This window comes from Undibacterium sp. GrIS 1.8, from assembly GCF_040544445.1.
GTDB lineage: Bacteria > Pseudomonadota > Gammaproteobacteria > Burkholderiales > Burkholderiaceae_D > Undibacterium.
In genome coordinates this window covers 1-24,446 of sequence record NZ_JBEONQ010000054.1, presented here as the reverse complement: position 1 = coordinate 24,446, position 24,446 = coordinate 1, and the positions used below count along the sequence as shown (strand labels likewise).

20 protein-coding genes and 1 pseudogene are annotated in these 24,446 nt (G+C 52.1%); 15 read left to right on the top strand and 6 right to left on the bottom strand.

Translation table 11 applies throughout. The features are described from left to right. Positions 1-135 precede the first annotated feature (135 nt). The 3 genes from AAKU64_RS19185 to AAKU64_RS19175 all read left to right on the top strand — a co-directional run bounded on the left by AAKU64_RS19185 (position 136) and on the right by AAKU64_RS19175 (position 1,664). A complete protein-coding gene (locus AAKU64_RS19185) occupies positions 136-555 on the top strand; it encodes a hypothetical protein (RefSeq protein ID WP_354334956.1) in 420 nt (139 codons plus the stop codon). Positions 556-1,048: 493 nt separating this feature from the next. Further along, positions 1,049-1,465 carry a GNAT family N-acetyltransferase gene (locus AAKU64_RS19180; protein WP_322121755.1) on the top strand — a complete coding sequence of 139 codons (417 nt, stop codon included), beginning with the start codon at positions 1,049-1,051 and terminating at the stop codon, positions 1,463-1,465. 7 nt (positions 1,466-1,472) lie between these two features. Then, a complete protein-coding gene (locus AAKU64_RS19175) occupies positions 1,473-1,664 on the top strand; it encodes a hypothetical protein (RefSeq protein ID WP_322121756.1) in 192 nt (63 codons plus the stop codon). Between the two features lie 77 nt (positions 1,665-1,741). Here the strand turns inward: AAKU64_RS19175 and AAKU64_RS19170 are convergent, their stop codons facing one another. Then, positions 1,742-3,769: a methyl-accepting chemotaxis protein gene (locus tag AAKU64_RS19170; RefSeq protein WP_322121757.1), complete on the bottom strand. Its 2,028-nt coding sequence runs from the start codon at positions 3,767-3,769 to the stop codon at positions 1,742-1,744. Between the two features lie 656 nt (positions 3,770-4,425). Then, entirely contained in the window at positions 4,426-7,041 is a 2,616-nt protein-coding gene (locus AAKU64_RS19165) for a hybrid sensor histidine kinase/response regulator (protein ID WP_354362705.1), read from the bottom strand. Positions 7,042-7,069: 28 nt separating this feature from the next. Between AAKU64_RS19165 and AAKU64_RS19160 the strand changes: the two genes are divergently transcribed. The 6 genes and pseudogenes from AAKU64_RS19160 (at position 7,070) to AAKU64_RS19135 (ending at position 13,619) form a co-directional block, all read left to right on the top strand. Next, positions 7,070-7,765 carry a response regulator gene (locus AAKU64_RS19160; protein ID WP_354362703.1) on the top strand — a complete coding sequence of 232 codons (696 nt, stop codon included), beginning with the start codon at positions 7,070-7,072 and terminating at the stop codon, positions 7,763-7,765. Positions 7,766-7,939: 174 nt separating this feature from the next. Beyond that, positions 7,940-8,458 (top strand): response regulator transcription factor, encoded by a 519-nt coding sequence (locus AAKU64_RS19155; protein ID WP_354334948.1) that lies wholly within the window; start codon positions 7,940-7,942, stop codon positions 8,456-8,458. A gap of 349 nt (positions 8,459-8,807) precedes the next feature. Then, a complete protein-coding gene (locus AAKU64_RS19150) occupies positions 8,808-8,996 on the top strand; it encodes a hypothetical protein (RefSeq protein WP_354334946.1) in 189 nt (62 codons plus the stop codon). A gap of 168 nt (positions 8,997-9,164) precedes the next feature. Further along, a pseudogene (locus AAKU64_RS19145) lies at positions 9,165-10,211 on the top strand (polysaccharide deacetylase family protein). Between the two features lie 38 nt (positions 10,212-10,249). After that, entirely contained in the window at positions 10,250-12,409 is a 2,160-nt protein-coding gene (locus tag AAKU64_RS19140) for a hypothetical protein (protein ID WP_354334944.1), read from the top strand. A gap of 589 nt (positions 12,410-12,998) precedes the next feature. Further along, positions 12,999-13,619 (top strand): tyrosine-type recombinase/integrase, encoded by a 621-nt coding sequence (locus AAKU64_RS19135; protein WP_354334942.1) that lies wholly within the window; start codon positions 12,999-13,001, stop codon positions 13,617-13,619. A 448-nt stretch (positions 13,620-14,067) separates the two neighbouring features. Here the strand turns inward: AAKU64_RS19135 and AAKU64_RS19130 are convergent, their stop codons facing one another. From AAKU64_RS19130 to AAKU64_RS19120, 3 genes are all read right to left on the bottom strand, one after another. Beyond that, positions 14,068-14,841, bottom strand: a complete 774-nt coding sequence (locus AAKU64_RS19130; protein ID WP_354362701.1) for a DUF6671 family protein — start codon at positions 14,839-14,841, stop codon at positions 14,068-14,070. 77 nt (positions 14,842-14,918) lie between these two features. After that, positions 14,919-17,468, bottom strand: coding sequence for a YbcC family protein (locus AAKU64_RS19125; protein WP_354362699.1), 2,550 nt, complete (start codon positions 17,466-17,468; stop codon positions 14,919-14,921). A gap of 25 nt (positions 17,469-17,493) precedes the next feature. Beyond that, positions 17,494-19,059, bottom strand: coding sequence for an NADH-quinone oxidoreductase subunit L (locus tag AAKU64_RS19120; protein ID WP_354362698.1), 1,566 nt, complete (start codon positions 19,057-19,059; stop codon positions 17,494-17,496). Positions 19,060-19,157: 98 nt separating this feature from the next. Between AAKU64_RS19120 and AAKU64_RS19115 the strand changes: the two genes are divergently transcribed. The 6 genes from AAKU64_RS19115 to AAKU64_RS19090 all read left to right on the top strand — a co-directional run bounded on the left by AAKU64_RS19115 (position 19,158) and on the right by AAKU64_RS19090 (position 24,319). Further along, on the top strand, positions 19,158-20,048 hold the full coding sequence (locus AAKU64_RS19115; protein ID WP_354362706.1) for a LysR family transcriptional regulator: 891 nt from the start codon (positions 19,158-19,160) through the stop codon (positions 20,046-20,048). A 41-nt stretch (positions 20,049-20,089) separates the two neighbouring features. Further along, complete coding sequence (locus AAKU64_RS19110; protein WP_354334935.1) at positions 20,090-20,347, top strand: hypothetical protein; 258 nt, start codon at positions 20,090-20,092, stop codon at positions 20,345-20,347. Between the two features lie 80 nt (positions 20,348-20,427). Beyond that, positions 20,428-22,497: a M13 family metallopeptidase gene (locus tag AAKU64_RS19105; protein WP_354362696.1), complete on the top strand. Its 2,070-nt coding sequence runs from the start codon at positions 20,428-20,430 to the stop codon at positions 22,495-22,497. Between the two features lie 205 nt (positions 22,498-22,702). After that, complete coding sequence (locus AAKU64_RS19100) at positions 22,703-23,197, top strand: hypothetical protein (RefSeq protein WP_354362695.1); 495 nt, start codon at positions 22,703-22,705, stop codon at positions 23,195-23,197. Between the two features lie 237 nt (positions 23,198-23,434). Further along, positions 23,435-23,749, top strand: coding sequence for a PadR family transcriptional regulator (locus AAKU64_RS19095; protein WP_354362693.1), 315 nt, complete (start codon positions 23,435-23,437; stop codon positions 23,747-23,749). 72 nt (positions 23,750-23,821) lie between these two features. Beyond that, a complete protein-coding gene (locus AAKU64_RS19090) occupies positions 23,822-24,319 on the top strand; it encodes a DUF1700 domain-containing protein (RefSeq protein ID WP_354362692.1) in 498 nt (165 codons plus the stop codon). Here AAKU64_RS19090 and AAKU64_RS19085 read toward each other — a convergent pair. After that, on the bottom strand, positions 24,261-24,446 hold a 186-nt coding region (locus AAKU64_RS19085; protein WP_354362691.1), incomplete at its 5' end, for an ATP-binding protein. The genes AAKU64_RS19090 and AAKU64_RS19085 overlap by 59 nt on opposite strands.

Below are 24,446 nucleotides of genomic sequence, written 5' to 3'. Positions count from 1 at the left end.
GCAAAAAACCGAGGCCGCCGTCGGTGTTGCTGTGTTAAATCGCATGCTCGCTGCTGGACGCCCAAACTCCGTCCGTAGTCAGAAAGTTCCTGCATTAATGATCGGAGTTGGGGTACTTTTTACTTCAACTTTTAAGTGCACCAACGCCGCGATCTACAGCCCTTGGGTGTGGTATCGGTGGAAGTAGATAATTTATACCGCGCCGGGTACGGTAACGGGGCTACGCCATTATCCGATTTCATTGTCCGCTTCAATAACGGTAAGGCTGCCAATAATCCGATAAGGCTATTACTGAAAAACATTGGCTCCCCCGCTGAACTGGATACTATTCTCGCTGCCAGTCCACGCACAGCAATTGCGAACTATATGATTTTGGAAGAAGATTTGAAAAATCAGTGGTGCGCTTTACGAAGCACAGGCAAGAAATATGGCATTGTCGCTGGCTTTAGCTGGAATACTTTTGACTACCACTCTGAGGTTGATAGCAACGGTAAAGATCTTGTTTTATCCGGCCCGGCTCAAAGCGAACGCCAAAGCTTTGCATGTCCGCCTTAATCGGAATAAATCAGCTTCGGTACCAACAAAGGACAGCAAATTGGGGAAAATGGACATATTATTTTTGGCAGTAATATTGCCCTTTATGGGGTTGATTTTGGCATTTTTTCTTTATCTTCTTGTTTCGAAGGTTACGGCACTGCAGAAAATTTGGACCACAATTTTATTCGCATTTTCTATATTAATTACAGCTATTCTGGCTGCTTCGAGATCGAATCTCCCTTACTTTGCAATCGTCATTTTTTGGATTTTTCCATTGATAACTTGGGTCTGTTTTGCGAAATGGTGTAAGCGCAAACGGCATTTGATGAATAAGTAGGCTTCACGCCCCAAAATGAAAGAGCGTGACGTTGGTTCGGCAAGCGCTGTTGATAGCGGCGAGACGACCGCTCACAATCGGCCAGCAGCGACCCTTCATTTTTTTCGTCAATTTTAGAAATGTAACCGACTATTGCTCTTTCTTAAACCTAATCTAATAGTATTGGAGTGAAATTTGAACTTTGTATTCACAACCCAGAAAGTTGACTGGGAAGTAGTTGCTTCACTATTTCAACAAGTGGGCTGGGGCAACCGTCAGCCCTCAGAGATTTGTTCCGCCTTTGAAAAAAGTAGCTTCGTCATATTCGTATACGATGGAGACGAATTAGTCGCGTTCGGAAGAACGATGGACGATGGCAAGTACTACGCGCTTTTGGTCGACGTTGTAGTGAAACCTGACAGTCAACAATCTGGTCTTGGGCGAGAAATTGTAAATTACCTTAGGTCACAATTGGTGGGCTATAAATTTATCACATTAACTGCTGCTCCAGGTAAAGAGGAGTTCTATTTGAAGCTAGGTTGGCAGCAGCAGACCACAGCACTCATTTGGCCTGTGTCAGAGGAGCAGCAAAAGCTGCATGCTTTGTCTTAGAGCGGCCATGAGCCGTCATTCGGTTACGCCTTTGATTTTATTGAGAGAGATTATGTTGATACCAGCACTTGGAATCGTCTATCAGCGAGCGAGAAAAATGAGTACCATCAATACTCCAATCGCTTTTTTCGAGCGGCTCTTTCCTCCGGCTTATAAATATGACATCACACAACAGCGCCTGGCGCGCTCATCTATTTGAGCCATATGTGCTATATTTTATTTTTAAAAAAACGAGAAAAAGACATAGAAAAAGAGCTCCTGGTTGATACTATTTTTTTACAAATATGACACAGCTGACTTTTGCAGACGCTTTGTTACTGTTGCTGTTGGTTCTTCAATCTTGAACACGCCGACTATTTTTGCCATTGCATTGACTTGTTCGCTCATGGCTTCCGCTGCGGCCGCAGCTTCTTCCACCAAGGCAGCGTTTTGTTGTGTCATTTCGTCCATTTGCCCAACTGCTTGATTCACTTGTTCAATGCCGGAGCTTTGTTCGATACTGGCGCTGCTAATTTCGGCCATGATGTGAGTCACCTTGTCGACAGATTCCAAAATCGCAGTCATCGTATTTCCAGTCTGCTCAGCCAGTAAATTGCCCGCATCTACCTTTGCAACGGAGTCTTGAATCAGGGATGCGATTTCCTTGGCTGCTGCTGCTGAGCGCTGGGCCAGATTACGCACTTCGGAAGCTACCACGGCAAAGCCACGCCCCTGCTCGCCTGCACGGGCAGCTTCCACAGCGGCATTCAGCGCCAGAATATTGGTTTGAAATGCGATTCCATCAATGACACTGATAATATCGACAATCCGCTTTGAGCTCTCCTTAATCGATGCCATCGTGCTGATCACTTGCGAAACAACTTGCCCACCTTTAGTGGCAACACCAGCTGCCGAAACCACCAGATCATTGGCAGTCTTGGCACTCTCGGAATTCTTTTTAACTGTGCCGGTCAGTTCTTGCATAGACGCCGCCGTTTGTTCCAGCGAGCTGGCCTGCGATTCGGACCGCGCCGATAAATCAGCGTTGCCATTTGATATTTCATCGGCAGCCAGAGAAATTTCGGACGTGCTCGCACGCACCTGCATGACCACTTCCGCCAAGCCTGTTCCAATGCTATTAATCGCTTCGATCAATTGGCCAATTTCATCAACCCGTGTCGAACTAATATGGGTTCGCAAATCACCTTGAGCCAAATTTCTTGCGGCATTAATCACAGTCTGCAAGGGGAGGCTAAGACGCACACGCATGACGTAATACAATGCGCCCCCTAAGCATAGCAATAAAATGACGCCGATCGCTTCGTAGCGATGGGCAAGCGCAGTCGCATCTCGCGTGAATTCGTCGGTGTAGACACCCCCGGCCACGATCCAATTCCAGTTTTTTATCGGCATAAACGCGACGATCTTTTCTCGTGTTTCCGACTCGCCGCGCTCAGTGTTGACCCATGGATAACGTATCACGCCTTCTTTTCGTTCCAGTATTTCTTTGATGAATTCACGCCCGCTGCTGTCCTTTGAATCGAGGATTATTTGCCCTTCCTTGCTCGGGTGAATAATTAAGGTGCCAAGGTTTTTTCCTTCCCGTGCATCCAGCGCATAAAAATATCCGGTGTCACCTATTTTCATGGCCCGAATCTTATCTTTGAGTTGTGTAATCGCCTCTGTAAAATTGACGCCAACAAAAAATATGCCGATAACTTTTCCCCCGCTGTCGATAATGGGGTCGTATTGCGTCATATATTGTTTTCCGAATAAGGTCGCGATACCCACATAACTTTTGCCGCCGCTAACGATTTCAAAAGCTGGGTTCGTATGATCCAACACAGTGCCGACCGCACGTTCACCATTTTCCTTCTTCAGTGATGTTGAGACCCGTATGAAGTCGTTGTCTTTCTTGACGAACAGCGTTGCTATCGCTCCTGACAGGCTGGTGAATTGATCCAACACAGGAAAATTTCCGTTGAGGTCACCGTCGCCCGATTTCAAAACTGGTGTAGCGGTTCCGGCAACATCAATGGAACGTGATGGATCAAGCCCAACTGCGCCTTTGAAACTGCCCTCGAAAATTTTGGCGTCGACGCTGACTTGTGATCGAAGACCAGCATCAAAAATATTCAACATATCGGCCACCATTTTTGTTTTGTCAGTGACATCAAGAGCGGTTCGTTGTTCGATTTGTTGATTAGTGCTGTAATTGATTAATGCGATAAGAGTAACTAATGTCGCACCGACAATAATAAACATAAAGAGTGCTAATCTGGCACCGATGTTCCATGAACCAATACGGATGAATTTTTTTAACATTACCATTCCATCAGGTTAGAAATTACTTTCGGCAACTATTCGTTTAATAGTACTCGAAACTCCATCTGGTCGTTGCGTCATTAAAGAGACGCTTCTGCATGTTTGTATGCATTTTGCGACAAAGTCCATGAAATGAATGAGTGCCAGCTTCCAGACGGGCGTTGATACTACTTCGGACATCCAAGCGCCAATGGCCGGCGAAACCTGACCGTCCTCAGTCCGTCTTTATGCCTGGAGGTGTCTCATCGTCGCGCACTCCTAAAATAAGGGATAGAGCGCAAAAACCAATAATGCGCTAACTTTGAGTGTCTGCTTCGTAGAGGCGCGACAGACCGCTTTGGGGCGTTAGCAGTCAGTCGGGCTGGTCTTCCAGTTCGCGTGAAGCATCATCAAAATGCACTGAGTTACAGTATGGATATCCGGGTTGAACGATGAGGCGGTTCCCATCGAGGATTTTTGTTCTTCCAGAATTTAAAATCGTCCAACATCAGGCAAAGCGTTTGCCCTTTGATGCCCAAGTGTTTCAATATGTCTTCGGAGCAGTAAAACTTGACTGGATTGATCCATCGCAGGCCCAGCGGGGCGGGATCTAGCGGATGGCGCGTGATTGGAAGGGTTCAAATTGACCGACGCCATGTTGGATACAGCCGCCTCCCTTATACGTCATACTCTTCCATCAGTGCATTCAATGCCTGCGGATCAAGCGGTTTATGCAGCAGCCTGAAACCGCTTGCGCTCGCTTCACGTATCCGTTCCGGAGAGGTATCGCCAGTGATAATGACGGCAGGGATCGCTCGTCCGACTCGCGCCAGAACGGCGCGGATGGCATCGGCGCCATTCACATTTTCGGCTAATCGGTAATCGGATAAAATCAAATCGATTTCCTGCATCTGCTTGCCTGCCGCTTCTACTGCCTGTTCCAACGTATTGGCGGCAATGACAAGATGTCCCCAATTCGACAGTAATATCCGCACCGCGTCGAGCACGTCGGGGTCATCGTCGATGACGATAACCGTGGCGCTGCGCCGACCTGCATGAGACCGCGTTGGCTCCCGATGCTGCGCCGCGGAGGTGACATCGACGCGGGGCAGCGTGAATGAAAACACTGATCCTTTCCCGAGTGTCGAGTTAAGCTTGAGCCGTGTTCCCAGCAAACCGGCAGAGCGCTGCACGATCGCCAATCCCAATCCCAGCCCCTGTTCGTGATCACGGGCGACGTTGCCAATCTGATAGAACTCCTCGAAGATTTTTTCGTGCTGGTCTTGCGCAATGCCGATGCCAGTGTCCCACACTTGGATCTCGACTTCATCTGCGCGTCGGCGGCATCCGATCAGAATGCGGCCATGCTGGGTGTAGCGCACGGCATTGGCCGCGAGATTCGAAAGGACCTGATGCAGTAGCACCGGATCAGTGTCTACCGACAATGCAGCTGGCAAGCGCACTTTAAAATTTAGGCCCTTGGCGTTGGCCGGGCCGGAGAAAGCGTTGTTGATGTTAGTCAGTTCGCTGTCCAGAGAGACCACTTGCTTGCGGACCTCGACGGCGCCGGCATCGAGGCGCGAGACATCGAGTAGGCCGTTGAGCAGTCGCCCCAAGCCGCTGAGGGCGGTTTGCAGCCGCCCGGCGATATGCTCTACGTCAGTTGCCTTGATGTCCGGGCGTTGCGCCATCGATTGGAGGGTGGCGATGAACAGGCCGAGCGCATGGGTTGGTTGCCGCAGATCATGGCTGGCGGCGGCGAGAAAACGCGACTTGGCCAGCGTCGCTGCCTCCGCGACGTCCTTTTGGACCGTGAGTTGGGCAACCAGGTAAACGTTTTGCGCCACGGCGATTTGTTGCTGGGCCAACGCTTCACTCAGTTCCTGGGTGCGCATGACAACCTTGCCTTCCATTGCCCTTTCCGATGCTTGCAACCCGGCCAGGAGTGCCGCCTGCGCCCGCAGTTTTTCGGCACGGTCCTGCTGAAAGCGGTCGGCCAGCGCCAATGCCATCGTCAGCATTTCAAACAGTGAGGCCCACATCATCAATTCGTTACTTAACGGATACAGTGCCTGCAGCAGACTCATGGCCAATCCCACAATTCCGACGGGCATTCCAGCAAGAACCAGGAATCGAGCAGGACGGCTTCCTCGCCAAGCCAGACGAACGATAGAAATGAGCAGAAGCAAAACAGTTAGTGCAGCTGCCAGAACGTAAAAAGGCGCAATGTTTCCCACCATTGAACTGGCTAGGCCGGGGTTGAATCTCAAAGGTCCGACGGTATGCATAACGATCCAACAGATCAGCAATAGCCCCGTTGTCGCTACCAGCGCTTTAAACAGACGCGGCGTTTGATGGCGCAGGTCCAGCAGCGATGCAATGAAGATGGCGCCGGTAACGATTGCAGCTACAGTGGCACTATCCACGCTGAAGCGTTGGAACGCGGGCCAGTTCGGCCACAGTAATTCAAAAGCAGCGCCAAAACCGCCAAAAAATGAGGATACGCTCCATGTGACGGTCATGCACGATAACGCATACAGCGCGTAGAGGCGGTCCCGCAAAACAATCCCCAGCAACAAATTGAAAAGAACCAAGGCACCCGCCGCACCCAGATAGACCAACCAGTGGTTGCGTTCGGTCCCCAACTTGTGTTGCAGAGCCTGCGGCTCCCAGATTTTCGGATTGATGATTAATCCCGAGGCAACCTTGGCCCGGATATACACGACGGCATCAGTACCTGATTGCAAATGTAAAGGGAAGGCAATCGTTTTTAATGGCAAAGGGCGCTCAAAAAACGGCGACATCGAACTGGCGCTCTGGCGCTGGTAGGCGCCAGTTGCATCGGGCGCGTACAGGTCCATACTTCTATCGACGAAACTGCCGGTGTCGAGCCACCAATGTCTGGGCCCGGCTGCGGTGTTATGAAATGCGATGCGCAACCAGATGGCCTCATGGGCTTGGGCCCATATCTGATCATTCTCAGTCGCAACAAATCGAAAGGCATGGGTTGGGCTTTGCACGTCCGCAAGCGTCAACTGTGCGCCGCTGTCGACAAAGGCCTCAAACTTATCGGCCAGCACCACGACGCCCACACCATCGTCGAGGCGGACGGTGGGCATCGCATGGGCGGCGGAGCCTATTGCGCAAAGCGTCCCGCATATCAACAGCCAAGCAAAGGAATGCCGCAGGCTAAACACGCGGGCCAAGCTGGTGAGCATGGTGAGCATGATGGCTAGCATATTGATACAGGCATGGCGAACCCGCTCAGCAAGAACCGCCTCTTCGATTCGCATGGTTTCATCCTTTTACAACAGAGCGCAGATGATAACCGGATTTGAACCTGTTCCCGCAAAGGATATTTTTCTGCAACAATGGACAACTATGATAAAAATATTACTTGCGGAAGATCACGCGCTGGTTCGAGAGGGTCTGAAGCTTCTGATCGAGACCGAGCCGGGCTTGCAAGTGATTGCAGAAACCGGCGACGGTGCAGCGGTTGAAGGACTAGTGCGCAAGTTCAGCCCCGATTTGCTCTTGCTCGATCTCCATCTCCCGGGCTGTCATGGCTACGAAGTGGCAAGCCGCGTCAAGGCGCAATTTAGCGATGTCAAAATTTTGGTGTTGACCAGCAGCCTCGAACCGGAATCGGTCGGCCAGGCGCTGGCAGCGGGTGTGGATGGCTATATTCTCAAACATGAACACACCGGCGATTTACTGCTGGCAATGCGTGCGGTACTCTCCGGCCGCCAATATGTCAGCAAAAGCATTGCCGACCTGTTCCAGGCAAACGGGCCGGATCGCAACGGCGGATCTGCCGTGCAGGCCACGCCGCGCGAACAGAAAATCATGTGCATGATCGCCCGCGGCGTGAGCAACCAGGATATTGCAACGATACTCTTTATCAGTGTATTTACGGTGCGCACGCATCGCCAGAATCTGATGGAAAAACTCAATCTGCGCAATGCCGCAGAAGTCACCGCCTACGCCGTCAAGCACGGGTTTTATACGCCCTCCTGATCCGTTTCGGTCCCCGCAAAATACTGCAGTTACAGTATTCACTTCCGCACACCTTCTCAATAACATAGTTGCTTTGAAAGGTGCAGCCATCGATATTTTCCCCTGCATTACGATTCGCCGGCATTGGCGTTTGGCGGCAACAAAAGCGATGCCGCGCATGTCGCATCCAATCAAATGAACGCAAATGCTTTCACGCGTATTGACAAGCTGGATGCGCTCGTCGGCGCCACCGCAGCGTGTGCTTTTGCGAGCAAGCACGTGCCGTTGGTCTTTGTACTTGATTTCCCTGGCGACGTGATAGTCGAGGTAACGGTGGGGGTCAACACACGGGGCCCGGATGGCGTCGCGCTAACCGATGGCTACGCCGTCATGCCAGAACATCATTCGGCACTGCTGCAGGTCATTCGGGCAATGCTGGCTCGCAAAGGACACGCCACAGTTGGTCGCGCCGCCCCTGAGTGTGGCGAGACGACGCTAGACCGGCGCACAGCAATGGTGCCCACGCCCCGCCAAATCGAAATCATCAGCATGATTGCAGGCGGTGTCACGAACCAGCGGATCGCCGTCATTCTCGATATCAGCGTCTTGACGGTGCGAACCCACCGGCAGAACCTGATGAAAAAACTCCGCCTGCGCAACGCTGCCGACATCACCGGTTACGCGATCAAGCATGGTTTTTACGCGGTACGCTAAACAGCACACCTGTTCACCCCCGCATACCGGCGCAACTTATTTCCCGTCAAAAGCGAAAAATACTGCAGATGCAGTAGGGACAAGCAGTTGCCCACATTTTACTATCTGCCCCAAGGTGCTATCAGGATAAGAAGCGATGGGAGCTATATACGGACTATCTGATAAGCAATAGGTGGTATTTGTTCTTGGTAAGCGCAACGCATCGTGGTTTAAAAAATAAATGTGGCAGAACCTTATTGCTCGCCAGTAAGAAGTCCGCCGAAACCCGCACAGTGGCTTGCTGAAGCTATGGCGGATTGGCATCATCACTACCGCTCACGAAAAGAGCTAGAAAACGAGAAAGTATTTGATGAAAACTACCAGACCCATCACTCACCGCCACACGCGTCGCAACGGCTTTAAACCGAGCGCGCTGCTGCAAAACCTGCTGCAAAAAGCGCACGCGGCCAAGCTCAAGATCCTCCCGCCGAGCCTGATGCTGGGACTCTCAGCAACCGCGATGCAGGCGCAGGCAGACATTCGCTTGAGTTTCATTTAGTTAAATTACTTAGGGAGTTGTTACGATGAATAAATTTTTCTTGTCGCTGGTCTTTGAGGACAATCTGACCCTGTTTTAACAAATGGGTATTGTGAAATAAACCGGGACCGCTTAACGCCTTTCGGAGCAGGACGTTTTTATCCATACGAATTCAACAGGGTGACACAAATGAATGCTGCAGCTAAAACCAACAATTCGTCAAATACCAAAGCCAATGCGCAGTCCGAGACGAGCGCCAAGAGCCGGCGGTCCTCCATGACCCGGGCCGGCATTGCTGCTGCAGGGGGGGCGGTCTTGCCCGCAGTGGCCCAGGCGCAGCCGGCGCCCCCTGCCAAAGCAAGCAAAACTGCGGTGGCTCCAGGCCAGTTCTGGCCGGGCGGCGCGCGGCTCGTTATTTCCATTTCCATGCAGTTCGAGGCCGGCGGGCAGCCGGCTAAGGGCACCGACAGTCCCTTCCCCAAGGTTGACTTCCCGTCCAGCGTGCCCGCCGACTTGGCTGCCAATACCTGGTTTGCCTACGGCTACCGGGAAGGCGTGCCACGCATGCTCGACCTGTGGGACAAGCACAACGTCAAGGTGACGTCGCACATGATCGGTGAAGCGGCGCAGCGCCAGCCAGCGCTGGCCCGGGACATCGTGCAACGCGGCCACGAAGCTGCCGGCCATGGCCCGCGCTGGAGTTCGCAATATGCAATGAGCCGCCCAAAGGAGCGCAAGTTCATCCAAGAAGCGGCAGACATGGTCGAGAAGGTCACTGGCCAACGCCCGACCGGCTACAACTGCAACTGGCTCCGGCGTGGACCGAACACCTTGTCGCTGCTGCAGGAACTGGGCTACACCTACCATATCGACGATTTAAGCCGGGATGAGCCCTTCATTGAGAAAGTGGATGGCAAGGATTTTGTCGTCGTACCTTACACACTGCGCAACAACGACATTTTGCTGATCGAAGGGCGTAATTTCACGCCGGGACAATTCCTTGATCAGATCAAGCTCGATTTCGACCAGTTGTACGAGGAAGGGGCAAACCGGCGTCGCATGATGTCCATCAGTGCCCACGACCGGATCAGCGGCTCGCCAGCGATGGTGCGCGTATAGGACGAATTCCTGCGTTACGCGAAGTCGAATCCGGGCGTCGCGTTCATGCGCAAGGACGAGATTGCAGCCTTTGTCCGGACCAGTCCCCTGACCCTGCACGAGAGCGAAACCATTTAGCGGGGCATTCATCGCCAGACGCTGGCTTCCATGCTGCAATGAACGTTGAAGGCATCGCGGATGGCTGTGTAAGCCATCTGAATGCTAACCGACCGCACTACGCCTTAATCATAAAATATCGGAGAATAGAAACAATGTATAACTTTCGAATGTATCGACTCTTGCTGGGTAGCCTGCTGCTCATCGCTGTTAGCGGTTGCGGAGGCAACGCCGACGACGCGCAGAAGCAAGCAGACGCGCTATCGGCCGCCTGCCGCGTCAGTCCGAAGAACTGCACCGAGATCTACGGCGCGGCAACCGTGTATGGTCCACTGTCGGCCGCAGCGGTCAACGTATTTGGTCCGAGTGGTGTCCGAATCGGTACCGCGACTACTGCCGCCAACGGAAGTTTTTCCCTTTATGTGGCGCAACCTGTACCTGACTACTCCATCGTCGTCAGCGGTGGCAATTACCAAGGCCGAACATTCTCCGGCGACCTGGCTGCAGAGGTCAGGAATCGTCCTGCCCAAGGCCAGTTTGCGCCGGTCAATCCCGTTACCACCATAGTCGCGCAGCAGATGAAGGCCAGCCCTACCTTGTCGCTGGCGCAAAGCACTGCCGATATTCAGCGTTTTCTCGACATTCCTACCGCTTACGGCGTCGGACTCAATCTGACGCCCCGACAGTTCAGTGGCCGGCTGTTCGCCACGGCCATCGATAACTCCGGGGGCATAACGCCGCTAGTCACTAGCCTGTTGCAAGAGCTGAATGCGGGCAAGACCCACACCTTTCATGAAACTGTCCTTGAAGGTGCCGGCGTGGACGTTACCCTCTTCGTCGCCAAAGGTCTGGCAAGCGGAGTGCTCGGCAAAGTAGGCGGAGAAGCGTTTTCGTCGATTATGAGCGCAGTAGGTTTTGGCGATTCTTCGAGCGCCGCAGCCAAGGCCGCAGCTGAAGCGGCGGCCGCGCAGATGGCAAAGCTGGTCGAAATCGCGAACGCGGTAAACGCACTGTCGACCAAGCTCGATGCTGTGCAGTCCTCGCTCCTGCAGGCCATCGACAGATCGACCTACGTGACGGCGGTGACCCAGAATGTCCAAAACTTGGTGGTCATAAATGAGACCATCGATGTAGAGATGCGTGCATTGGCCATCGGAGGCAGCGTGGACCGGCGCGATAAGCTCAACGACTATATTTTCAAAAACCTGGTGCAAGGCGGCTTGCAAAGCTGGCACAGTTCACTTTACGGCACGGTAACGCGCGATAGCAGCCTGCTGGTCCTATGGGGAAAAATCGCCAGACAAGTTAAATCCAATGTATACGACGCGTCGCAGGCCGACGCCATCGAAACTCAGTGGGAATATTTTGACTCGCAGCAAGCCCGGTCGGTTGCCTACATTGTTGAATACATGCGGTCCACGCCCGGATATGAATCCAGTATTGTGCCGACTCTAAACCTGTGGCGGGCAAACCGAAAATTACAAATGGCACTATTGAAGGGCAATTCCAAGATGAACGACGTGTTCTACTATCCCCAGGACAGTGTGTTGGTCAGTGAAACAACGCCGTTGAACGCGCTACCGCCCAGTACCATTATCGACAAGACGACCAATCAAATGTGGTACCAGGGAATCGCTGCTGACACCTATGGGCCTATTACAACGGTGGCGCTTGGTTACTTTCCGGCTGGCGTCAACTACGGTGCCCGCCAGGTGACCGGAGTCGATGGCTGGAATTTGCCTCCTACCCGAGCGTCGGTTCCGCACAAAACCACTGACATTAGCCATTTCGACGGCTTGCGGCGCCTGGGCGTGCGGATTACGGATGACTGCACAATGTTCTATGGCGAGACAATCGGACAACGCATGACAGACCTGTTCGCCACGTGGCCGCGAGGCGGAGACGAATACAAGCTTGGATATCCGGACAATCCATATTATCAATCTATGGCTGGTTTAATTGAGGCTACACAACTTTTTTATAATACGCCCAACTATAACTATTGGGTTCAAGAAACAAACAAATTGTGGCTGACATTGGCGGTCACACATGACAATAATTACTACTTCTATCGTGCAGCAGACAAATTTGAGGGCTACTCCGCCGCTCCAAGTTTTGTTCTCAATGACACGGCACTTGGCCCGAACGGGGTAATGTATGACACGAATTTTCGAGCCTGCCTCCTTGCGACTCAGCCGGCTCCGCAGTGGTCTCAGTAAAGGGCGCCCACACGGGAGCCGTAGTGGCAAGGAAGGATGTCAGCTCGCATTAAATGGCAACTCAATCTTGCCCCGACCTGCAACCCAAAAGTTGGACATCCGTCGATACTTTTGGGTTACGGCTCATATTTCTCCGTGCCGCAACGCACTAAGTAATGCAGCAGAACTAGTTTAAAAGTAAGCGTCTTCCCAGCCTTCCGATTACCCACAATTCGCTTATATACGTTCGGCAGTTCTATTAACTTTTCCGAATGAGGAATTTGATCGCGATCAGATGACAAACCGTGGGACGTTCGGTTATCTAACAGAAATTTATTCATTCTTCTTAAAATTTATTGAATGCAACATGATGCACACTTTTAACCAAAATGTGCATCATTGAAATTTCAAAGTCTATTTTTTCAAGATAAAATTCATTGCTTTAGCCCATATAAATCGATTTACGAATGACTGGTTTCAGTCTGTTTTGTCGGTTCGGGTAGCCTTGCCTTCAAGTCATGCCATGGTGGAGTTAATTTTTTAGCGCGATCACTCGTATCACAAAATAAGTTCAAAATGATCATCTCTATTTTGAAGAAGGAGTATCGTCATGAACTCAAATACAGTTGAACATAAAACGTCCTGGAAAAAAGGAAAATTGGTTGGTCAAAAGTTGCCCTTAAAACTGAAAGAAATCTGGGCAATCCGAATTCGCCTTCAGCTTGCTTTACGCACCCGGGAATTGGCGATGTTCAATTTGGCGATCGATAGTAAGTTGCGTGGTTGTGATCTGGTGAATTTACGCGTCTGTGATGTCGCCCAAGGGCAAAGAATCATGTCGCGCGCTATTGTCATGCAAAAGAAAACCAAGATACCAGTTCAATTCGAAATTACGGAATCGACCAGGGACTCACTTTCAGCTTTGATCAACAAAGCACACCTTACACCAGATCAATGTCTATTTCAAAGCCGACAAAAAAACTCAGCTCATATTTCAACTCGACAATATGCAAGGATTGTTCAATCTTGGGTCACTTCCATCGGTTTAAATCCTGTCTCGTATGGCACACATACGATGCGCCGAACCAAAGCGACCTTGATTTATCGGAGGACAAAAAATTTACGGGCGGTGCAGCTTTTGCTTGGACATACTAAACTCGAAAGCACCGTGCGCTATTTGGGCATCGAAGTTGATGATGCCCTTGAAATTGCGGAACAAACAGAGGTATAAAAATCTATGCGGCAATATTTTCGAAGATATTGCTGCACAGTGCACGTTCTGGTCGCCAAAGGTGTTAGTGGCTGCGTAAAAACGCGCAAATACCGCGCACTCTCAACGTCTGTATTCTTCTTATTGCCATGAAGAGATATTAATGCGCTGCACAACGATTATGTGCTCAAACATATATTCGTTGACTGATCGCAAACGCAGTGCCGCGCAATTGCAAGATTCGATTCGAATGCAGCATTGGGGCGTTACCGGCCAGTGACTTTTTTGCAATGGTCAGCTACCGGCACTTTCCGGACGAATTAGACCGCTCTTTATAGCGGACGGATATTGCGTGCCATAAATATGAGTTGGTCCCACGAACAATAATCTTCTACACAGGCAGTGACTTAACTTCTCGAATAAGAGAGCACCTCATTCACCTCTCACTCAGACATAGTTTCCCAGCAAGTTACGGATTACAGTAAGCACAATGCGCAGGGTCAGCTAGTAACCGGTCCGCCCTTTCAGCGAGGCTACGATGCTCACAGCGCAGACACGTCCAAACTTCGCTGTGATAACTCGAGGTTGGCAACCGACAAGTTGCGCAGGGCAGTCCCGGTTGCCGTTCGCTGATCCAGAAGCCAGGGGCATTGCATGCTGGGCATGTCGATAGCATGCGTTGCAGCAGATCGGCAGCAGCCTGCTCGATGTGTTTCATTCGGTTCGGATTGGCGAAGGCGCGCAAATCCAATTCGACAAACACGTTGTCGCTACATGATTGCTCGACGCTATTGTCGAAACACGTTTTCAGTCTGGCCCAATCGGCAATGTTCTTGTAGATGCGCGTATCGCTTTGCCCATCTGGGCGCACCACCAAATGGTGCTCAGGGAAACCCACTCGCTCGGCAAAGTCAGCAACTACCTGCCAATCGCCGCTCTGAATATAACCGCCAGGGGCAGCACCTTGGGCGATACCGACGACTTCAATTCCCTCTTGATCATCGATCCAGACCAACAACTCTACATTCCAAGGAAACATACCCGTGTGGGGATCGGGCCCGAAGCTTCCTTCACTGGCAATGCCTTGATAAGTACCTGCCAGCTCCATCCCTTTTCTTGCCTTGCGTCTGGCCGCCTCCAGTTGTGTACCGTACCGCGGCGTCTCCCTTGTAAAGGTGCCAAGCTGATCAGTATCGAAACCTGTAACCAGTTCGATGGAGCAACCGAGGCCAGGTTCAAGCACGGGTGCGATTACACGTTCCTTTCCATGCTGAGTCAGTAAGGCAACTCGACTTCCGTCGTAGCGAGATGGCTTCGATATCATTCAACCTCCAAACATAATGGAGACCATGTTCCTTGCTCATAACGTTCGAAGCCAGTTGGCTTGAAGCGCCATAGGTGCAGCCAGCCGTTGTCCAGCAGTTGCTTGACGACCGAATGCTTGCGTATCACCGCTTCAATCGCCGCCTGCGGCGCATCGATGATCACGGTCAGCCGCAAAGGTTCATGAACCCAGCGTTCGCCGTTGTGCAGCGACTGGCGGGACAGCCCGATTCGCAGATCGCCGCCATTGCCCTCGAAGACGCCGAGGTTACCACCGACAACGTTATGCAGCACCTTGTTGCCGCTGCCCAAGCGCAGCGGATCACAGGTAGACGCGTGGTATTGCCAGTTAATCCAATGCGTGACCAGCATGGGTGCGGTCATCAGCAGTTCTAGCACGCTGCCTTCGCTGTCCTGGCTGGCGTCATAGTCGTGCAGAAAACTACGTCCGCCCAGCACAACGCCACGGCTTCTGTGCCGGGGAGCAATCAGAAAAGCAGCATTGCCCGCGAGCCCCCATTCTGGTCGCGTCTGCGCGCCGTCGTTGGCACGGCGGCGCAACTGAGCTAACAGCACATCATGCGGTGCGCGCGGATCAAGTTGCAAGCTGGGTGCTCGCTCGCGACGTACCTGATCGCAGGCGTGGGAAAACACCGTTTGCAGGCGCTCCAAGTTAGTGAGGGCAACTTTCGGTAGCAGATCAAGATCAAACCCCTCGATTTCATCGGTGGTGGTGTTGTGCAGTGCTGCCACGAATACAGTCGATTCGGGGATGGTTAGCCCGCTCGCTTGCAAACCTTGGCGCACCGCTGGTTCGTTAAGCAATTGCGCCAGGCTGCGTGCATTGACTTCGCCGGTCTGTCCGCAGCAGGCACCACAGTCCAATGCAGCCGCGTGGGCGTTGTTGGCAGATTGACTGCCGTGCCCGACGAGGAGTACCAGCGGCGCTAAGTCTTTCTCTAAACCCATGGCGTGCAGCACCCCTGTTGCGAGCGCAACTTTAGCTTTAAGGTCTAGCCCAAGCAGTTGCGGGCGACAGATCGGGCGATAGCGGGCTGGCAGCCCTGCTAGGTCGTCTTTGGTACGATTATGCATACTCGGCAGCAGCCAATTGCCGAGCTTGCCGAGATAGCCCAATCCGGCTGCCTCCACGAAAGAGAACGCTGCACCGGGCCAGCGGCTAGCGGCCAGCCATTGATCTGCCATGGCGAATCGGGTCTGACGTGCGCGACTCGCGGCGCTTTCCAGTGCGGCATCGGCTTCGTGCTTTTTTGAGTCGGCGCTCATGATGCGATCGCTCACCTCCATGGAAGGAGATAGCAAGCCCGGTAACTGAGGCCGCCGGGCTTGCGTCGACAGTGGCGTGTAAGCCACAGGCAAGCCGAAAAAGCCTGCAAAGCCAAGGGTCTGAACCCCCGGCCAAACGGACTCCAAGGCGCGCCGCAAGGGCTCGCTGCGCACGTCGATGCAGAAAGCCGCCTGAACTTCAATCTCGTGCGGAGCCAATCCATGGTGGCTGGCCAAAGCCAAGCGTTGAGCTAAGTCGCGCTGATAGCCAAGCTCCAAAGCCAACTGCCAAACCTCGTCGATCAAAAGTGTCTGTTCAATCTCTTTCAACATGAAGGGAGCTTGGCTCCAAGCCTGCTGAAGTTCGACAAACGCCTGCTGAGTGGTCGCGTCATCTTTGCATCCCAACAGCATTGCGCCCCAAGCTAAACGAATCGCTAGCAGCTCGCGCAGGTGCGCGTCGGTGCCCCCCTCCAAACCAGCCTGCCAGCCCAAATACGCGCACCAAGAAGCCCAACCGTTGACCGTGAGCAGCACCGATTCAAGGTAGTCTGCCCACACTGCCTGCGGCAGACCCAGGCGTTGCATCGCCCAGCGCTCTGCTTCGACCGCCGTGGCTGGCAATGTGTTGACGACACTGCCAATTCGCGGCAAGCCCATCAACAAGCCGATGCCGTGGTCGTGCTGCAAGGTATCTCGCCAAAAAGCGTACAAACCCTGGGTTCGTTCTGGCTGCCAGATGGCTTGATGCTCATCAAAGTATGCGGCACAGGTTTGGCTCACTTGGTGCGTGATGGCGTTGCGCCAAGACAGCCGTGCGTGACGATTTGGATCGTTGTCGAGCACATCAATCAGCAGCGGCAATTGCGCTTGTGGCAGGCTCGCCTGCAACGCGGCTATGCATTGATCTGGACTGAGACCGGCCGTCTGCGCCGCAGGTAGCTGTCGCAAAGCTAAGGTCAGATCAGCTGCGCTAATTCGCCCTTCACACCAGGCTTTCAGCTGCTGATCTCGCGATGGAAATACCTGGACGCTGCCTAGCACGGCCATTCGTGCAGCCACCCGTCGCACGGGCATACTGATACGTGACCAATGCGGATTGACCGCGATGGCTCGATCCAACGGCCATGCGGGTGCAATCGCTTGGCAGGCTTGATTACAGGCGTGCTCAATCGCAGCATGCAGCGCCTCAAAATCGGGAATAGCTAGTGTTGGGTTCGCCGTACCCGGCAGTGTGTCGGTGGTCAGTATGTCTGTCATAAGGTTCTCCGTTTGTCAGTTCAGTTCAGTGCGCAGCATCAGTCAGCGGGGATGTGGCGGATTTTGGCTCAACGTGCGTGGCAGCCTTGGACGTCCAGCGAGCTGGCCAGATGTGGAGAACCAATCGCGTGTAGGCCTCGTCCAGATAAAAACCGGCATAACTCCAACGACGCCAATGACCCAGCAGTTGTGGTCGTGCTTGCAGCAGCGCTTGAAAGAAATACAAGGCTGCCATACCTATCAGCGCGATTAAACCGAGCTCTCGTTGAGGGAAGTCTTTGAGATCGAAAGGCAGTGCGTGTGCGGCAGTTGCGGCAAGAGTGAGACCGACTACCATCAGGATCCCGAAAATGGCTTGTGCGCTACGTGCTGACCAGTCGGCTTGCACTGATGGCAACCACAACATGGGAGCCCAGGCGAGACCAAGCACCAGACTCCACCACCAAGGCCAGGATGCTTGTCCCGCGAGTGTCTGTACCAAGAGTACAGTGAGAATTGTCAGCGCTGGTGCTAGTACCAGACTGGTAGTACTGGGTAATGATGCACCGCGCAAAACCTGCAAACGAGTCTGGCGCACGGCGGTCGATGCCGACAGAAAGGCATGCGCCTTGTAGAGCGAATGTCCAATAAGATGCAGGGCTGCCAGAGTGTAAAGGCCGAGCGCGCATTCAAGCAGCATGAAGCCCATCTGGGCAACGGTTGACCAAGCCAAGCGAACCTTGATGCTGATGCGGGTAAGCATCACCATACCCGCCAGCACGGCTGTCGCCAGGCCGAATACCAAAAGCAACATACGCGCTGGTGTTGCTTGGTCGAGCATCGGTGCGAAGCGGATTATCACAAAACCGCCAAGGTTGACCACGCCCGCATGCAACAGCGCAGAGACCGGGGTCGGCGCTTCCATCACTTGGATTAGCCAGCCATGCACCGGTAGCAAGGCAGTGCGAAGTATGACTGCTAACACGAGTAACACGGCGCTCATTTGCAGGGGCACAGACATGCCCTGCTCGGCAATGTGTACCCACAGAGCCGTGAGCGAGCCGCTCCCGACCTCTAGCCAAGCCAGCGCGGTAGCGCCGAGCAACATCACGTCGGCCAGCCGATCAGCGATGCGCTTTTTGTGAGCAGCCAGCAGGGCAAAGGGGCGATCCGGGTAAAAGCACAGTAGATGCTGCAGCGCGAAACCCACTGATGCCCAGGCTGCGATGAGTAGCAGCCAGTGATCGGCCATCAAGAGAAGATGTACACCGGCCAACACAGCCGCCAGTGCTCCAACATAGCGTCGCTGACCTAGCTCGCCCTCCAGATAGCGGGCAGAAAACGCGCCAATGATCGTCCCGAGCAGCTGCACGAGCAAAGCCAGGATTAAGCTAAAAGACGTCGCAGTCACTACTCCAGGCCAATGCCCGCCATTTACCCCCACCGAAAGGGATATTCCTGTAAATGCCAGTGCGACAAACGAAACCACCTGAAATAAACGCCAGAGGCTCGGCGTCGAGATCCAAGTAAGTCGCGTTAGTCCCGCCAGCCCAGCCATCAAAGCAATCGGTGTCAAGGCATAAGTTAAATGCAAAACATGAGGAATATCCATCGCATGACCCTATTTAAATTTATTGCAAGGATGATGCTTGGGAAAAAAACTTCTGTAAAATAGATTAATAAGAACAATTTAATACTAAAAAACGAATGATTAAGCTTAGCCAACTCAATTTTCATCACCTCTTTTATTTCTGGCGAGTGGCCAAGCTTGGGCACCTTACGCGAGCAGCAGAGGAGTTGCACACCTCGCAATCAGCGGTTTCAGCTCAAATTCGCCAGTTGGAAGAATGGATCGGCGAGGGCTTGTTTATCCGTGAAGGCCGCCGTCTCATCCTCACTGACACGGGACAACTTGTGCAGGCCTATGCCGACAACATCTTCGGTCTCGGCCAAGAAATGCTGGGACGCTTGGAAGGTCGTTCAGCCGGGATTGCCCGCCTTCGTGTGGGCAGCGTGGCCACTATGTCACGCAATTATCAGGAAAACTGGATTCGACCTGCGCTCACAAACCCAGCCGTAGTGCTGACGCTGGAATCTGGGCTGCTAGAAGGGCTACTTGCTCGGCTGGTACAGCACCAGTTGGACGTGGTACTAGCTAACGAGACCGTTCCTACTGATCCTAATCGGCCATTGCACTGCCGTTTTTTAGGTAGCCAGTTGATCTCGCTGGTAGGTCCTGCGAGCAATTGGGCATCGCAAAGCCTGCGTATTCCAGAAGACTTGAATGGATTGGACATTGCATTGCCAGGACCGCGCCATGCCTTGCGTGCGCAATTCGACGCGCTATGTGCAACTAAAGGTGTGAGTCCAAGACTGCGAGCCGAGGTGGATGACATGGCCATGCTTCGTCTGATTGCCCGTGACAGCGGCTGGCTGACATTGTTGCCCGAGGTGGTGGTTCAGGATGAGCTGCGCGCTGGAATTCTCGTCTCCGTAGGACAGTCAACAGCGCTGCAAGAGCGTTTCTATGCCGTCACGACACCACGCCGACACCGTATAGAAGTACTTGAGCAATTGCTGACTGGTGCGCCCGAAATCTAATCGCGTGACCAGGCTTCCAGCCAATAGGTGGCGGTTTGCCCATGGAATTTCTTAGCGTGCTTTATTTTTCGAATTCTGAGACGACCAATGATAAATTCGAGCATTTCCTCCATCACATGATCTGGCTGCTTCTTCGGGCAGCATCTGACGGCTTTGGGCACGGAGTTGCGCGTGAGGCGACATCGCCGACCGTCAGCAATCAGTCTAATTTATCCGTTGCGACCGCCAAAATTGGAATAAAAGCCCATTCGTACGATTTCGACATTTCTAGTTTTATTGGTATTATAAAAATGTACTGAATTGGTGCTTTTATCTAAGTCCAACATTGGGATGCTTGCATCCATTTTGCATGACCTTTCATTTTAATGAGGAACCACCCATGTCATTTAGCATCTCCAAGCCAAGTTTTGAACTGCGGACGAGTGCCCTGCGTCTTTCCCTATGTGGCGCGGCCATCGTTTTTATGCCATCTTTCGTCTGCGCTCAAGCCCTGCCAATGGCATCAGCGACTGGCACGGTCTCCGCAGCACACGACTTGGTTGCCGGTGACGATTTTTTTCAATTCGTCAATGGCGACTGGCTTGCCAAGACTGAAATTCCGGCCGACAAAAGTAGCTGGGGCGCTGGTGGAGTGTTGGCCGAGGATACCAACGCTCGTATTGTGAAGTTGATTGCAACTGCAGCCACTGACAAGGCGGCCTCCAGTAATGCCCGCCTTGTAGGTGACTTTTACCACGCCTACATGGATGAGGATGGCATTGAGGCCAAGGGTATCGCGCCGCTAGCACCAATGCTCAAACAAATTGCGGCGATTAAAAGTAAAACTGATTTGGCGCATACCCTTGGTGCCTCGTTACGCGCCGACGTCGATCCGCTCAACAACACCAATTTCTTTACAGAGAACATCTTTGGCTTGTGGGTAGCGCAAGGATTAACAGATCCGCAGCACAACACCGCTTACCTGCTACAAGGTGGCCTTGGCATGCCTGACCGCGCCTACTACCTCGCTGATAGTCAACTGATGGCCGAGCTGCGAACAAAGTACCAGGCACACATCGCCGCTATGCTTAAACTCGCTGGCTTCGACGATGTGGAGGCGCGAGCCGCTCGCGTCATGTCACTGGAGATCAAAATCGCCGAGTCCCATGCTGACCGCGAAACTTCGGCTGATGTGCAAAAGGCCAATAACACTTGGCGCTTCGCCGACTTCGCCGGTAAAGCCCCGGGGATGGACTGGAATGCCTTCTTCACGAGTGCCCATTTGAACAGCCAAAAGACTTTTACTGTTTGGCATCCGAGCGCCGTCTCCGGCGAGGCGGCTCTGGTCGGTGCCACAGAACTCGGCACTTGGAAGGATTATCTGGCCTTCCACACCATTAATCACTTTGGGTCGGTCTTGCCTAAGGCCTATGTAGAACAGCATTTTTCTTTTTACGGTACAGCACTGTCTGACACGCCTCAGCTGTCGTTGCGTTGGAAGCGCTCTCTGAATGCCACAAATGTCGCCCTTGACGAGGCTGTCGGCCATCTCTATGTTGACCGCTATTTTCCAGAGGCAAACAAACTCCGTGTACGCACCATGGTCGACAACATTATCGCTGCGTTTAGCCGTCGCATTGAACAACTCGATTGGATGGCGCCCGCTACCCGTGCCCAGGCGCAGGCCAAACTCAAGACTCTCTATGTGGGTGTGGGCTATCCCGACAAGTGGGCATCCTATGCAGGCCTGACAGTTTCACCTACAGACGCGCTCGGAAACGTGCAGCGTGCCGAACAGTTCCATCTGACACAGCAACTTGCAAAGTTGCGCAAGAAGGTTGACCGCACCGAATGGTCTATGCCATCGCATCTCGTGGACGCGGTTAATATGCCACTGCAAAATTCCATGAACTTCCCTGCAGCAATTCTGCAACCTCCGTACTTCGACCCACAAGCGAGTGACACCGTCAATTATGGTGCCATCGGTGCGATCATCGGTCATGAAATCAGCCATAGTTTTGATGACCAGGGGGCACAATTCGACGCACAAGGCCGCTTGCGTGAATGGTGGAGTGCGGCCGACTTGGCGCATTTCAAAACAGCATCGGGGGCTTTGGCCATCCAGTATTCTGCCTACAAACCATTCCCAGATTTGGCGATCAATGGCCAGCAGACGCTTTCAGAAAATCTCGCGGATCTGGCGGGTCTGGCAGCTTCGCTTGACGCCTACCATGTTTCCTTGAAGGATAATATTGCAGACGACCGCCAATTTTTTATCGGCTATGCGCAGTCGTGGCGCAACAAGGCGCGTGACGCTGCGCAACGCCAACAGATTCTCACTGATGGTCATTCGCCTGCAAAGTATCGGACGGCTACCGTTCGCAACCTAGAGGCTTGGTACAAAGCCTTTGACGTGCAGCCTGGTCAAATGCTGTACCTCGCGCCAGCGGATCGCGTTCGAGTCTGGTAGGTGTGGTGGGCGGGCACGAGCCCGCCTATCCATATGACTCTGCGAAATAAAGCTGCGCCGCAACGATGATCTTGATCATAAGACGCCAAATTATCGAGTCGTGAATGGCTGGTTTCAGTCTTTTTTTGCCTGTATTAATCGGCAAACACGACACGAAGCTGCCATACATCAAATAGAATTGATAACCGAAATGACAGAAATTTAAATGAGATTTTCATTGTCTTCGACCGCACTAATATTGCTGTTTATTTCTCAAACAACTCTCTCGCAGGAAAGCAAAAATTGTTCAACGATTGTTAAATCGGCACAAGAGGCTGCGAACAAAGCAGATTGGATATTCGAAGGAGATATCACAGATATGTATCGATTTGACCCATCGCCAAGTTACATTCAAGTCGGCATTGAAAATGCCAAGGTTATATATGAACTTGAGAAATTTCCACGTTTTTTTACTGCAACATTACCTGTTGATTCTTGTTTTCCCAACGCCATGACAACTTTATGGGGGAAAGCCGCAAATAAGCTAGTTGGAAAGCGGATGCGATTTTTCGGAACAAAACTTACCCATGACCGCAGTTTCTTTTTCATGCAGCCTGCAGAGCAAGCAGTGCCGTCTTTCTCAGCAACGCGCAAAGAATATACAGACAAAAATCATGCGCCAATTACTATTGACACCAGCTATGGTAGCCACAATTTGTGACCACCTCTTGCCTTTCACCTGATGTCAGTTGAAACATAAAATATTGCGGGAAGCGCAGGGTGTTACGTTTCATCGATTGGTCGATTTTTAACACAGCAATAAAGAATCAACAAGTATCACTCTCATTTTTTAAATAACCATAATTTTATGCATGGTACCTTGCATTGCAAGGTACATTGTTATATTCTCTCGATCAATAAATGGGTTTCTGTAGTTGATTGTAGAAAGACGGCCGAAATGAAGACACAATTAAAGAAGGGCGCGCTTGAAATGTGCGTATTGGCTATTTTGGACGAAGAGGACTGTTACGCCTACAACATCGTCGTTCAGCTTGCAGATGGCCTGGAGATGAGCGAAGGGACAATCTACCCATTGATGCGGCGGCTAACAAATGAAGGTTGGGTTAGTACTTATCTGGTCGAATCCGCTTCTGGCCCGTCTCGCAAATATTACAAACTTGAAAAAACCGGACGTGCTGAGTTGAAAAGAATGCGAGGCGACTGGCAAGAATTCGTTACCGAAGTGAACAAAATACTAGGAGTTTCAGCATGAACAAACAAGCTTATCTGGCTGCATTGAAGCATGGATTGTCTGGTCTACCATCAGATCAAGTAGAAGACTTTATTGGACTACGAACAACATTTTATAGAGGCTGTGAGTGCTGGCAGGGAGATGGAGGAAGTTTCCCGCGCATTAGGTGACCCAAGAAAGATTGCGCTTGAATTCAAGGCTATTTTGCATCTCAACGCGTTTCAAAAAAAGCAGAGTTTGGGCAACTTTGGTCGAATGGTGTTTTCTTTCATTTCTGTGGTGTGGCTCAATCTATTCATGTTGCCCTTTGTGGCGACGGTGTCTCTTTTATTTGTATCGCTCTACTTGGTAAGCCTTAGCTGCCTGATTGGCGGGACCTTAATAGTGGCGAGCGGATTTTTTAATCTCAACGATATCGTTCACATGGAAAGTGCATCAGGGAAAATTGGATTGCATGTTCCGCCTTATACCATCGCCTATTATTCCAACGCTGAAAAAGACCTGTCAAACAGCGTTCAATATTTACCACCTGTCAGCGTCCAAATTTTTCCATTTTATCGGCTTGTTCAGAACGATTTTTGCTGTGCTTAAATCGGTAAGAATCGTTCCCGGTTTCCAAGATATCGCAATGGTGCGTAACACGGTCAAGCAAAGCGGTAGTCATTTTTGCATCACCAAAGACCTGTACCCACTCGCCGAATGACAAATTGGTCGTAAT